General features: G+C 71.9%; 11 protein-coding genes. 7 read left to right on the forward strand and 4 right to left on the reverse strand.

What is annotated here, in order from left to right:
* Nucleotides 1–130: 130 nt before the first annotated feature.
* Complete coding sequence (locus VSH64_RS36740) at nucleotides 131–1,306, reverse strand: esterase-like activity of phytase family protein (protein ID WP_326567346.1); 1,176 nt, start codon at nucleotides 1,304–1,306, stop codon at nucleotides 131–133.
* Between the two features lie 65 nt (nucleotides 1,307–1,371).
* Between VSH64_RS36740 and VSH64_RS36745 the strand changes: the two genes are divergently transcribed.
* On the forward strand, nucleotides 1,372–1,791 hold the full coding sequence (locus VSH64_RS36745) for an SdpI family protein (protein WP_326567347.1): 420 nt from the start codon (nucleotides 1,372–1,374) through the stop codon (nucleotides 1,789–1,791).
* Here VSH64_RS36745 and VSH64_RS36750 read toward each other — a convergent pair.
* Together VSH64_RS36750 and VSH64_RS36755 are read right to left on the reverse strand one after the other, a co-directional pair.
* Nucleotides 1,788–2,369, reverse strand: coding sequence for a YqgE/AlgH family protein (locus VSH64_RS36750; RefSeq protein WP_220247264.1), 582 nt, complete (start codon nucleotides 2,367–2,369; stop codon nucleotides 1,788–1,790). The genes VSH64_RS36745 and VSH64_RS36750 overlap by 4 nt on opposite strands.
* A 208-nt stretch (nucleotides 2,370–2,577) precedes the next feature.
* Nucleotides 2,578–3,870 (reverse strand): cyclopropane-fatty-acyl-phospholipid synthase family protein, encoded by a 1,293-nt coding sequence (locus VSH64_RS36755; protein WP_326567348.1) that lies wholly within the window; start codon nucleotides 3,868–3,870, stop codon nucleotides 2,578–2,580.
* Nucleotides 3,871–4,029: 159 nt separating this feature from the next.
* Here VSH64_RS36755 and VSH64_RS36760 point away from each other — a divergent pair, with 159 nt between their 5' ends.
* From VSH64_RS36760 to VSH64_RS36785, 6 genes are all read left to right on the forward strand, one after another.
* Nucleotides 4,030–5,328, forward strand: a complete 1,299-nt coding sequence (locus VSH64_RS36760; protein WP_326567349.1) for an MFS transporter — start codon at nucleotides 4,030–4,032, stop codon at nucleotides 5,326–5,328.
* Nucleotides 5,329–5,444: 116 nt separating this feature from the next.
* Nucleotides 5,445–5,789 (forward strand): hypothetical protein, encoded by a 345-nt coding sequence (locus VSH64_RS36765; RefSeq protein ID WP_326567350.1) that lies wholly within the window; start codon nucleotides 5,445–5,447, stop codon nucleotides 5,787–5,789.
* Between the two features lie 28 nt (nucleotides 5,790–5,817).
* Nucleotides 5,818–7,200, forward strand: coding sequence for a TNT domain-containing protein (locus tag VSH64_RS36770; RefSeq protein WP_326567351.1), 1,383 nt, complete (start codon nucleotides 5,818–5,820; stop codon nucleotides 7,198–7,200).
* Complete coding sequence (locus VSH64_RS36775) at nucleotides 7,201–9,447, forward strand: ADP-ribosylglycohydrolase family protein (RefSeq protein WP_326567352.1); 2,247 nt, start codon at nucleotides 7,201–7,203, stop codon at nucleotides 9,445–9,447.
* A 28-nt stretch (nucleotides 9,448–9,475) separates the two neighbouring features.
* A complete protein-coding gene (locus VSH64_RS36780) occupies nucleotides 9,476–10,549 on the forward strand; it encodes an ADP-ribosylglycohydrolase family protein (protein ID WP_326567353.1) in 1,074 nt (357 codons plus the stop codon).
* A gap of 41 nt (nucleotides 10,550–10,590) precedes the next feature.
* On the forward strand, nucleotides 10,591–12,483 hold the full coding sequence (locus VSH64_RS36785) for a TNT domain-containing protein (RefSeq protein ID WP_326567354.1): 1,893 nt from the start codon (nucleotides 10,591–10,593) through the stop codon (nucleotides 12,481–12,483).
* 58 nt (nucleotides 12,484–12,541) lie between these two features.
* Here VSH64_RS36785 and VSH64_RS36790 read toward each other — a convergent pair whose 3' ends face one another.
* Entirely contained in the window at nucleotides 12,542–13,063 is a 522-nt protein-coding gene (locus VSH64_RS36790; protein ID WP_326567355.1) for a DUF4232 domain-containing protein, read from the reverse strand.
* Nucleotides 13,064–13,139 lie beyond the last annotated feature (76 nt).

Consider the following 13,139-nt stretch of genomic DNA (forward strand, 5'->3'; position numbering starts at 1 on the left):
GAAACAACTCGACCCCTCAGGCCCGAAGGCATGAGGGGTCGCCGCGCCGGCCGGGCCAGGGTTGGCCGAGTCAGCGCGGCAGGCCAAGGAGCAGCCGAGCCGTGTTCATGGGCTCAGTTTAACGTGCTGGTCAAAGCCGTTCCGACGGGACCGCCAAAGCGATGACCTGGGTCACCTGCGTGGCCGAGAAGTTGTTGTCGCTCACGAGCACCAGGCTGCGCTCGCCGTTCGGCAACGCCGGACCCCAGGTCATGCCCTCGATGTTGTCCACCGTGGACACCCCGAAGTCGGCGACGTCGAGCAGCAGCTTCTTCTTCACCGGCTTCACGTGCTTCGCATCCACCAGCGACTTCACGTTCAGCACGTTGGTCGCGCCCGACGTGTCGATCTCGTAGATCCGCACCTTGTTGCCCACGCCGGGCACGAACGCGCGCTCCATCATCAGGTAGCGCGTGGGGTCGATCGGGTCGACGGCCAGCATCGACGACACCCCGTTGCTGCCGAGCGCGGTGGGCGGCACCGACTGCGCGAACACCGGCTCCTGCGGGTACGCGTACTGCGCCAGCACCGGGCCGAAGCGCGACTGCAGCGTGAGCCGCGAAAGCGCGCCGGCCTCCGGGGTCGGCAGCGGGCCGTCCTGCAGCAGCGGGCCTTCGACCTCGCTGGCGACGACGCTGCCGAGACCCGCGTAGGTGAGGCCCTCGAGCACGAGGTTCTGGCGCGGCCCGGCGCCGGGTGTCATCTTCTCGTCGGCCGGGATCGGCAGGTCACGCACGTACTTGCCGGTGCGGCCGGCCTCGCGGATCGACGGGTCGATCAGCGTCGTGGCGGTGCGCTCGCCTTCCTGCGACCACAGGTAGTCGCCGGTCCACGGGTCCACGCGCAGCTCTTCGGGGTCCACGGTCCGCTCGTTCTGCGGCGCCGACTGGTCGTTCTGCGCCAGCGGCGGGTACGGCGTGCCGTCGGGCCGCAGCAACGGCTTGGTGCCGGTGAAGGTGACCGGGCCGAGGTGGTGGGCGTCGAGGGAGAACTTCGCCGTGTAGAAGCGGGCGGGGTTGATGGCGGAGCGGTCGTCGCAGATGAAGGCGTAACCCCCGGTCCGCGGGTCGAAGTCGATCGACGACAGGCCGCCGACGGTGGTGCCCTGGAACTGCAGGGCGTTGGGCACGATCTGTTCGCCGATCAACCGGATCGGCCGGTTCGGCGAATTCGGCGCGGCTTCGGCGGCCGGCGCGGCCAGCAGTGAGAGCGGCAGGGCGCCGACGAGGGCGGCGGTGAGCACACGGCGGCGCGTGGACGAAGACATGGCGTGTAGCACAACCGACGAGGGTATCCACCACGTTGCCGGGAGGTCACGCTTATCCTCAGGGGGTGTTCGCTATCGCGCTCGTTCCGATCGTGCTGGGTCTCGTCGTCGGCTGGGGTGGCTTCCTCGGCTTCCGCGAACGCCTGACCCGCGAAGGCGGTACCGGTGTCCGCACGGCGGCTTCGCTGCGCAGTGACGCCGCGTTCAAGCTGGCCAACCGCGTCGCGAGCGTGCCGACGCTCGCCGGCGGTGCCGTGGGGGTGCTCGCCGGGCTCGCCGGCATCGCCACCGGCACCACGGCCGGGATCATCGCCGCCGCGTTCGTCGGTGTGCTGGGAATGCTCGCGCTGGTCGTGGGTGGCGGGGTGCTCGGCGCCCGCGCCGCGCTGACCGTGCCGGCCCCGGCTCCGGCCGCCCCCGCGGGCTGCAGCGGCTGCGCGTGCGGCGCCGGCGGCTGCGGTGTGTTCCAGAAGGCCGACAGCTAGTTCCGCTGCAGGTCGCCCGGGTGGGTGGCCAGCAACGCGATGGGCACGCCCTGGCGGCGCAGCACCTGACCCCAGAGGTCGCGGTTGGGCGAGGCCAGGATGTCGCTCGGCAGCGCGGGCACGATCACCCAGTCGTCCCGCTCGATCTCGCCGGCCAGCTGGCCTGAGTCCCAGCCGGAGTAGCCGGCGAACACGCGCACGCCGCGCACCTTCGGCACCAGGGCTTCCGGGTCGGTGTCGAGGTCGACGAGCGCCACCGGCCCGCGCACGGCGATCACGCCCGGCACACTCGCCGCCGTCTCGCCCGTGCGCAGCGCAGCCAGGCACAGCGCCGTTTTCTTCTCCACCGGGCCGCCGACGAACACCGACTGCGGCTCGGCCACGTGGCCGCCCCAGTTGGGCAGCACGTCGTGCACCGGGACGTCGCTGGGCCGGTTCAGGACCACGCCGAGCGTGCCCTCGTCGCGGTGGTCGATGACGAACACGACGGTCCGTTTGAAGTTCGGGTCGAACATCGTGGGGGCGGCGACCAGGAGCGTTCCCGGTTCAACCTCGGCGTCCGCTGGCACGCCGCCAATCCTCCCACTTCCCGCCCCGAGAATTTCCGTCGGCACGGGAACACCAACCACTCGTGCCCCGTTGGGAACAGTAGGCCGGCGCACTCCGTGTCCCCCGGGCTCACTGAAGAACAGCCTTTGTGGAATACCAGTTCGGCTGGAGCCACACTGCGCCAAGCCGCCGAGAGGCGACCAAGTGCGCCGGCCGCCTCTCTCTTCGAGGCCGCGCTCAGCCGTGCCACGTCCGCGGCCGCAGCGGCAGCCCCGACATTCCTCCGTCCGGCGTTCGCACGGCCAGCACCTGGTTGAGGCCCAGCTCGTTGCCTTCGAACGCCAGCGCCGAGGCCGCCATGTACAGCCGCCACACGCGCGCCCGTCCCGGCCCGGCCAGCCGGACGGCGAGGTCCCACTGGGCTTCCAGGTTCACGACCCAGCGCCGCAGCGTGAGCGCGTAGTGCTCGCGCAGGGATTCCACGTCGCGCACCTCGAACCCGGCGCGTTCCAGCTGCGTCACGGTGGTGCCGATCGGCGCGAGCTCGCCGTCGGGGAACACGTACGCGTCGATGAAACCGTCGAGCTGGTACTCCGATTCGTCGATCAGCGGCCGGCGCGCGATCTGGTGGTTGAGCAGCTTGCCGCCGGGCCGCAGCAGCGCGTAGAGGTCGCGCGCGTACTCGAGGTAGCTCTGCGCGCCGACGTGTTCGGCCATGCCGATGGAGGAGATCGCGTCGTAGGGACCGTCGGCGACGTCCCGGTAGTCCTGCACGCGGATCTCGATCCGGTCGGTGAGCCCCGCTTCGGCCACGCGCTTGCGGGCGTAGGTGGCCTGCTCCTGCGACAGCGTGACACCGACGACGTGCACGCCGTGCTCGCGCGCCGCGTGCAGCGCCATCGAGCCCCAGCCGCAGCCGACGTCGAGCAGCCGCTGGCCTTCGCGCAGACCGAGCTTGGTGCACACGAGCTCGAGCTTGTCCCGCTGAGCCGTTTCGAGCGTGCCGTCTTCGGACCAGTACGCGCACGAGTAGACCATCGACGGGCCGAGCACGAGCTCGTAGAAGTCGTTGCCCACGTCGTAGTGGTGACTGATGGCCCGCTTGTCGCTGCGGCGCGTGTGCAGGTGCCGGCTGCGGCGCACTTCCTCGGGCGGCCGGGGCGGCGGCAGCGGCGGGCCGGCGAGCTTGATCAGTTCGCCGATCGCCGCGCGGACTCCAGGATCGCGCAGGGCGTGCAGCACACCGCCGCCTTCGCCGTCCTCGCGTTCCCAGATCAACCCCGCGATCGCCTGCAGCGCGGTGTAGAGGTCGCCTTCCAGGCCGAGGTCACCCGACACCCAGGCGCGCCCGAGCCCCAGCTCACCCGGCTTGAACAGCAGTCGGCGCAAGGCCCGGCGGTTGTGCAGCACGACCACAGGCGTGCCGGGAGGACCGGCCTGCGATCCGTCCCACGCCCGAATCTGCACCGGAAGCGGCGCGCCGAGCAGTTTCTCGGCGACACCCACCAGCCGCGTCGCGGCGCCAGTCATGGCCACACCTCCCAAAGCTCTCCTTCTTTCTTAACCGCTCACGCCCCCCGCCGCACTCCTTCGGCGGCGTCACAGCTTCGTAAAATGACGCCGTTCGCCTGGGCGAAGTGCGCTCATTAGGACCTTCTGAGGCCTTCGACCCGTGGCTACGCTGGCCCCGTGACGATCAGCGCGACGACGGAGCGGATCGGACCGAAGCTCCTGGTCCGGGATCGCGAGTTCCGCAGGCTGCTCTACACCCGGTTCGCCGCGCAGTGGGGCGACGGCGTGTACCGGGCGGGCCTCGCGGGCGCCGTGCTGTTCAACCCCGAACGCGCCGCCGATCCGCTGGCGATCGCCGAGGGCTTCGCGGTGCTGCTGCTGCCGTATTCGGTGGTGGGTCCGTTCGCGGGCGCGCTGCTCGACCGGTGGGACCGCCGCCGCGTGCTCGTGTTCGCGAACTTGCTGCGGGTGTTCGCCATCCTCGCGTCGGCCGCCGCCGTGGCCACGGGCCTCGGCGGACCCGGGCTGTTCTCCCTCGCGCTGCTGGCCGAAGGGCTGTCGCGCTTCATCGGCTCGGGGTTGTCGGCTTCGCTGCCCCACGTGGTGCCGGCGCCGAGTGTCGTGTCCGCCAACGCCTTCGCGACCACGCTCGGTTCGGCGCTGGCCGTGGTCGGCGGCGGGTGCGCGATCCTGCTGCGCGCGGTCTTCGGCGCGGACAACCTCGGCTCGGCCGAGACCACGGCGTTCGCCGCCCTGGGTGCACTGGTCTCGGCGCTGATCGCCCGGCGGTTCACGCGCGGGGTGCTCGGGCCGACGGTCGTCGACGAGCCGCAGAACCCGTTCGTCGCCGTGGCCCACGGTCTCGCCGACGGCGCCCGCCACGCCTGGCGCGCGCCGAGCGTCACCGCCGGGTTCATCGCGCTCTTCGCCCACCGCGCGGCCTACGGCATCTCGCTGCTGGTCACCGTGCTGCTGATGCGCAACTACTTCACCGACGACGGCGTCTTCCGCGCCGGCCTGCCCGGGCTCGGGCAGATGGCCGCGCTCGCCGGCGCCGGCATCCTCGTGGCCGGCCTGCTCACTGCCCGGCTGATCCGCGGCTTCGGCCGGCTGCGCGCGATCCTGGGCGCGCTGCTGGTGGCCGCGGTCGCGCAGTCGGCGCTCGGGTTGCCGATCGTGCTGCCGCTGGCGTTGCTGGCGTCGTTCCTCATCACGGGCGCGGGCCAGGTGCTCAAGCTGTGCGTCGATTCGTCGATCCAGCTCGACGTGGCCGACGAAGCGCGCGGCCGCGTGTTCGCCCTGTACGACACGCTGTTCAACATCACGCAGGTGGCCGCCGTGGCCATCGGCGCGGTGTTCATCCCGGACAACGGCTACTCGCCGGGGCTGATGATCGCCGCCACCGTCTGCTACTTCCTCGGCGGCGCCGGCTACCTCGTCGCCCGCCGCCGCGCGGTGCCGGATCGGCCGAACTGATTCGCTGCCGCAAACCGTTGGGCCGAACGGGGTCAGTGATCGTCGCATTGGCATTAGAGTGACGCGTGACCCAGCCGGGTGAACCCCGGCGAGTGCAACCAACACGGGGGGCCACCGTGAGTACCGCAGGGGACGATCGCGCCCTGGAAGCCGCTCCTGCCGTGCTGACGTCGCCCGACGGGCTCGTCCGGGCCACGGTCGGCCCCGGTGGCACGCTCGGCCGGCTCGAGTTCGCCCCGGACACCTTCGCCCGCACCACGCCGGCGCAGCTCGCGTTCACCGTCCAGGCCTTGGTGCAGCAGCTCGCCGAGGCCCCGCTCACCGACGGCGCGCCGCAGCAGATGCCGGCCCCTCGGCCGACCCCGCGACGCGTGCGCCCCCGCACGGCGAGCCCGGCCAAGCCGCAGGGGACCGTGCCCCCGCGCAGCGCCACGCCGCAGCACCGTCGCCGCGGCTACTAGCGCCGCGCACCTGGATGTGCTGAAACCCGTGGAACCACCACTTTCCGAGTCCGACCAACACGGACTGCTCGTCGAGATCGGCCGGCTGATCCGCGCCCACCAGCCCGACGAAGGCGCCCCGGCCGGCATCGGCTTCGCCCAGGTCGGCGACCACACCGAGGTCCAGCCGCGCAACACCGAAGCCGGCCCCGAGCTGGTCGGCATGTTCCACGCGTTGCGCTCGGGCATGTACCGCCAGGGCCGCGGCACCTGGCTGCAGGCGCGGTTCGTGCTGGCGCCCGACGGTGAGTTCGACTTCGACTTCTTCGTCGACGGCGAACCCCAGTGGACGACCCTGCCCGACCCGAGCGCCTACCGCGACGAGCTCGAGACGTTCCCGCGCGAGGACGAGCACATCCCCGACTGGTGGCGGCTGCGCACCGGTCTGGCGCTCGGCGTGGTGTTCCGCCGCGCCCGCCCCGCCGACGTGGGGGAGGAGCGCGAGCCGCTGCCCGACGAGGAGCTGCCGCTCGTGCTGCAGTACCTCGAACGGGAACCGCTGGTCGGCGAAACGCACCGCACCGACGGCACGTGGCTGTGGCCCGAGACCGTGCCGCACCAGCTGCGCCGCCACGGCATCGCGCCCGAGCCGGAGCTGGTCGCGCACATCCGTGAGCTGGGGTTCCAGCCGCCGTACGTGGAGCACCTCGTGCGCCGCACGGCCGCGGCCGACCTGCTCGGCCGGCCGCGTCCCCGGCCCAGTGCGGAAGACGGGCAACGCACCGATGGCGACGTCGCCGCCGACCTGGAGACCGACCCCGACCCGGACCTGGCCGACGAGCAGCTGCTGGTGGTGCTCGTGCAGCGGCTCGGGTCGTTCGGCGTGTGGCCGCAGGCCTATCGCATCGGCGCCGTCGAGGCCGGGAAGTGGTGCCTGACCAGGGGCGACGACGGCTGGACGGTCACCTCGGCGTCCGGCGCCGGCCAGGTGTTCGAGCACCTCGCCGACGCGGCCCAGCAGCTGCTCGGCGCGCTGCTGCTGCACCCGGCGCGGCTCACCGGCGGGCGCGAGACTCCGCTCGAGACGGCGAAAGAGGTGGACGACTGGCCCATCCAGCCCGCCGCGGGTGATCCACCGCTCACCCTGCTCCGCAACAAGAGACTGACCCGCTTGCCCGAAGGTACGGTCGTCCTGCGCTTCGGGGAGGAACCGGGCAACCTCGTTCACCACGGCGAGGTACGGTTCGCCACGACGTCACTACCACTCGAACGGGAACGGGTGGCGCACACTTACCGCCTGCGACGGTCACTCTACGTGGTCACCGGAGTCACGGTGCCCTGGGCGAACCTGCCGGGCGGTGCGGTCGCGTACGTGATGCCCAAGCCGATCGCGGAGCACGAGTCCGACGGAAGCCTGGAGAGGATCGAGTAGGTGGAAGCGGCGGAAGCGATGGAGAAGGTCGTGAACTGGCTACGCGCGGTGCACGGCCCCCAGATCGCGGGTCCTGGCGGGCTGCGGGTCGACACCGACCGCGTGCTGCGCATCCCCGAAGGCTGGTCGATTCCGTACAACACCACCGCGTACCTCGACGACGGCCGGCCGGACAAGGAGCTCTTCCCGCCGCCGTCGGTCGTCGTGCGCGAGCCGGACGGTGAGCTGCGCCAGGCGCCGCCGAACCCAGGAGGGCTGAGCATCCCCGTGGCGTTCCCCGGCCAGGAGAGCTGGCGCGAAGTCGTGGACCCGGAGTACGTGAAGGCCGGATTCGGCGAGCTGGGGGTGCCGCTGCAGGCCGTGGCCGGCTGGGTGAAGGTGGACAACGAGGGCCGCCAGACCGGCGACGAGCGCGAGAACCCCGAGTACAAGGCCGGCCCGATCCGCCGCGGGTACCCGAAGCCGGAGAACACGCTGGAGACGCTGCTCGCGTTCGCCAGCGTCGGCTGGCTCACCCGCGAGCAGCTGCTGATCGGCCTGCTGCGCTGCGACGTGTACGTGCCGCTCGACCCCAAGACCGGCGCCACGGACCGCTTCTACTTCTCCGAAGAACGCAACGAGCTGCGCGTGTTCAGCGCGACGCGCCACTTCCCGCCGCGCGAGCACTGCTGGTGGCGCGTGGACCTCGCCACGCTGGCCGAGTTCGAGCACCCGCCGAACCTCGTGATCAACGGCGGCCCGGCGACGTTCGAGGACGTCGCCGGCGAGGACCTCACCGCCATCGCCAAGCGCTTCCCGCGCCACGAGCCCCGCATCGACCGGCACGGCCGCGGCCCCGAAGCCGAGGAAGACCTCGAACGGCTCACCCGCGACACCGCCACGCGCATGGGCCTGCCCGAGCCAGTCGCCCCGCCTCTGGTGGCCGCCGAAAACGCGCGGCGCCACGGCTTCGAGCTCACCGCCGAGGAGTGCCAGCGCACGGTGCTGGGCGAGTCGTGGCTGGCTCGGCTCGCGATGGACGAGCCGCCGCGCAGCAAGCCGAACGACTGGCGCGCCAACGGTCTCGTGCCGGGCTGGGACAACCTCGGCCGCGTGATCCCGCGGCTGGACACCTTCGGCAAGTACCCCGACCGCGACCTCGAGAACTTCCGCTACGGCTGGCAGCGCGTCGCCGGTGCGTACGTGGGCTTCGCGCTCGGCGAGGCGCTCGGCATGGCCGTGGACCGGATGCGGCTCGACGAGATCGTGACGCAGTTCGGGCCGGAGGGCGTGGCCGACCTGCCGGTCGCGTTCGACCAGCCCGGCCGCATCGGCTCGCTGACGCAGCGGCTGCTGTTCTACACCGAGGCCGTGATCCGCAGCCCGCACCGCGAGCAGCCGGAATCGCGGGACGTCGAGCAGCAGTTCCCCTCGGTGGTGCGCGGCGCGCTGATGCGCTGGCTGCACACGCAGGGCGCGCCGTACGACGACGCCGACGGCTGGCTCGTGAAGGTGCCCGAGCTGCACGTGCGCCGCACGGCCGACGACGCCGAGCTCAACGCCTACCACGCGCTGGTCACCGGATCGCCGCAGGCGCAGCCGCTGTCTGGCCCGACTTCGCTGATCGCCGCGCTGCCCGCCACGCTCATCGCCTCCGGCCCCGGCACGGGGTTCAGCGGCGGGGTGCGCCAGGCCGTGCGGGACCTCGTGGGCGTGACGCATCCGCTCGACGACGACCTGGCCGCGGCGACGTACCTGGCCTGGCTGTTCGAGCCGGTGCTCACGAAGGACGCCTTCAGCTACCCCGTGTGGAACCTGTCGCGCGAGATCCTGACCGACCACAACACCACGTTCGTGAGCGGTCCCGAGTGGGCGCCGGTGAAGGCCGTGGTGGCCGAGTCGGTGCCGTTCTTCGGCGAGCACGGCCTGCCCGACCTGCGCATGCCCGAGCTGATCGGCGACGGCCAGGGCACGCTTTCGGTGCTGGGCCGCGCTTTCGCCGCGCTGTCGGGCTTCGAGAACTATCCCGAGCAGGCGCTGCTGCGCGCCGTGAACCACTCCGGTCGCAGTGCGCTGACCGGGGCGATCACCGGCGCTCTGCTCGGCGCGCGCGTGGGCGTGCCCGGGCTGCCGCAGAAGTGGATCGAGCAGCTGGAGCTGCGCCACCTCGTCGAACAGGTCGTGACGGACGCGCTGTGGCACTTCGATCGCCGCTCGGCGCTGAGCTTCCTCGGCGAGGAATGGGTGCAGCGCTACCCGCGGCACTGATCGGCTGCGGGTTCGAAAAGATGGGGCCATGGAGGCACAGCGGCTGAGGGGTTGCCTGCTCGCGGGCGCCATCGGCGACGCGCTCGGCGCGAAGACGGAGTTCGATTCGATCGAGCGCATCCGGTCGCTCACCGGACCGGCGGGTATCACCGACTACATCCCTGCGTACGGCGGCGAAGGGCGCTTCACCGACGACACGCAGATGACGCTCTTCACGCTCGAAGCACTGATCCGCGCCCACGCGCAGCAGCGGCGGACCGGCAGCGCCGACGTGGTGCAGTCCGTGCAGCTGGCCTACCAGCGGTGGCTGCACACGCAGGGCGTGCCGTGGCCGCAGGCGCGCGGACCGCATTCCGCTCTCGCGGCGCCGGACGGCGAACTGGTGACGCACCACGAGCTGTTCAGCCGCCGCGCGCCCGGGCTCACGTGTTTCGGCGAGCTGGAGGAGTACGGCCGCTCGGGCGTGCGCGGCAGCGTCTCGCGGCAGGTGAACAACTCGAAGGGCTGCGGCGGCGTGATGCGCGTGGCGCCGGTCGCGCTGTGGTCCGACGATCCGGCCGAGGTGTTCCGGCTCGCAGCCGAGTCCGCGGCCCTGACCCACGGTCACCCGAGCGGGTATTTGTCGGCGGGCGCCTTCGCCGTGATCGTGCAGCGGCTGCTGGCCGGGGAACCGCTGCTCGACGCCGTCGCCGTGGCTCGCGGGCTGCTCGTTCAGCACCCCGGACACGAAGAGCAGGAGGCCGCGTTGGCGCAGGCCCTCGCGATGACCGGCCCGCCGACGCCGGAGCGGCTGGCCGAGCTGGGCGCGGGCAACGTCGGCGAGACGGCGCTGTCGATGTCGGTTTATGTCGCCCTGACCACCGAAGATCCGGACACGGCGCTGCTCGCGGCCGTGAACCACAGCGGTGACAGCGATTCCACCGGCTCGGTGTGCGGCAACCTCGTCGGCGCGATGTACGGCGAAGCGGCGCTGCGCGGCAGCTGGCTCGACCGGCTCGAACTGCGTGAGGTGATCACCGGCCTCGCCGACGACGCGCTCGCCGAGTTCGGCCCCGACTCACCGAGTGACGAGGGTTGGTTCACGCGTTACCCGGTCGACTAAGTTCTTTCCCGGTCACCGGGGGAATTGGGGAGGAACCTGACGTGCGCTACCGGGTAGAGGCGGGAGACCGCCCGGACGGCTTGTACGCGACGCTGGAGGACCGCACGTTCGCGGCCGAGCGCTCGACCACCGACGGCACGCTGCTGCTGTCCGTCGCTCCGGACGAGGAAGCGCCCGACGGCTTCGACCGCGAGCACGAGGGCCGGCCGGCTCGCATCGTGCTCGCCAACGAGGTGCCCGCGACGTTCACGCTGCGCACCTACTGCGAATACGAGGACGAGCTCTTCGAGGTCGCGCCCGGCGAGGGCAAGGAGCTCACGCTGCGCTGGACGCAGCACGACCCGGTGCGCGCCGCGCAGCTCGGCCTCACCGATTTCTCCACCACGGCCGAGGCCAAACGCGTCACGGGCCTGTGGCAGCTGCGCCGCGACCAGGGCGAAACCCGCCCCGACTTCGACGGCGACCACGGCGCCCTGCTGCGCGCGATCGGCCGCACGCTGCGCGCCGTGCCCGGCGGCTGGACGCGCGTGGCCGCGCAGTTCCGCCAGGTCGGCGACTACGCGGAGCTCGAGGTGCGGGCGGTCGGCGATGAAAACGGGCCGGTGTCCGTGTCACTGTCGGCGCCGCCGAAGCTGAGCGCCCTGTTCGCCCAGCTGCGCGCGGCGATGTACGCACCCGACGCCGGCACCTGGTTCCAGGGCACGTTCACCCTCGACACCGAAGCCCAGTTCGACTTCGACTTCGACTCCGACCACGAGCCCGCCTGGCGCGTGCCCCCGAACGACGGCGGCCGGCCCGCGCCCGAGTCCTACGCCGTGGAGCTAGCGCTGTACCCGCGGCCGCCGAAGGAACTTCCCGCCTGGCTCGCCGCGAAGGCCCACCAGCCCCTCGACGCCGGCTTCCGCCACGCCCGAGTGGTCGACGCCCACAACGAGAACGAGCGCCCCGTGGTCAACCGGCCGCCGGTGCCGCCGGACCAGCTGCGCGGCGTGCTGGATTACCTGTTCCGCGCGCCGCTGGTGTTCCACCGCCCGCAGCCGCAGCACGACATCTTCGCGCCCGGCGCCCCGCCCGACGTCCCGCAGGCCTTCCACACCGACGGCACCTGGGTGTGGCCCGCGGCCGTGCCGCACTACCTGCGCAAGTACGGCGTGCCGCCGGAACCCGAGCTGGTGGACCACATCCGCACCGCCGGCTTCCGACCGCCACTCGTGCGCGAACTCGTACGCGCCTGCGCCGAAGCCGAACTCCTCGGCACCCCCCGCCCCACCCGCTCGGAAACCGAACTCCCCGACGACAGCAGCCTCGCCGGCGCGCTGCGCGGCGACTCGACCGGCCTCGACCTGCACGCCGCCGAGACTCTGACGTTGCTGCAGCAGCGCCTGGTGGAACACGGCGTGCCGGCGAGCGCTTATCGCATCGGCGCTCGCGAAGTGCCGGTCGCTGATGTGTGGACCCTGCGTCGCGCCGAGAACGGCTGGGAGGTCTCGCGCCCGCCGGCCGTCGCGCCGGTGGCCTTTCCGCGACTGGCCGACGCGGCCCGGTTCCTGCTCGGCACCTTGCTCATGGTGCCGCCGCGCGCGGCCGACGAGTCGGACCAGCCGGCGGATTGGCCGATCCTCCCGCTGCGCGGCGAGCCGCCACTGAACTTCTACCGGGGCAAGCGAATGGTCGTGCTTCCGGCGGGGACCACGGTGGTGCGCTACGGGCCGGACGCCGGAAACCTCGTGCACCCGGCGGGGACGCGGTTCGTGGAGACGTCGCTGCCGGCCGAGCGGGAACGGGATCGGCACGAGTACCGGGTGCAGCGGACGTTGCGGGTGCTGACCGGGGTGATGGCGCCGTGGGGTCCGCAGCCGGGTGGGGCCGCGGCGTACCTGTTGCCGAGGCCGATTGCTCAGCATGTGGAGGCTGGGGCGTTGTCTCGGGTTTGAGAGACAAAACGGTGCGAGGTTCCACGTGGAACCTCGCACCGTTGGCAGCGTTTGCCCGTCAGCTCGCGGAAACCGCGGTGACCTCCGCCGTCGTGCCCTTCAGCGGGTAGCCGGTCGGCCAGCCGACGGTCACCGAGTCGCCGTGGCGGGACGGCAGGTTCAGGTTCACCACGTTCGGCTGGAAGGTGGCCGGGGCTGCGGAGGCCTGCAGGATGCGGGATTCCGCCGGGTGGCCGGGCTGCAGGTTGACCGGCGGGGCGGGCTGGGTGCTGTCCGGCGTGACGACCGTGCCGCTGCCGTCGCTTTCGCTGTGGCCGTTGCCCTTCGTGAAGGTGACCGCGGTGGGCGTGCCTTCGAGGCGGCAGTTGGTGGTGGGGCTGGCGGCCACGTAGTGGATCACGAAGGCTTCCTGGCCCGCGGCGCCCTCGGGGTCCGGGGTGACGGAGACGCGGACGTCGCCCGCGGTGCAGGGCGTGTCCGAGGGGTTCGCGCTGGCCGCGCCACCGGTGAGCAGCAGAGCGCCGGCCGCGAGCCCGCCGGCGATGGCGACCGAGGCGAGGGTCTTGAGCGTGGTCTTCATGGCATCTCCTTGGACATCCGGTGATCAATCCACCAACTTGATCTTTCACCGGTAAAGATGCGCACGACCCCCTTCG

The organism is Amycolatopsis rhabdoformis, from assembly GCF_035918295.1.
Lineage (GTDB): Bacteria > Actinomycetota > Actinomycetes > Mycobacteriales > Pseudonocardiaceae > Amycolatopsis > Amycolatopsis rhabdoformis.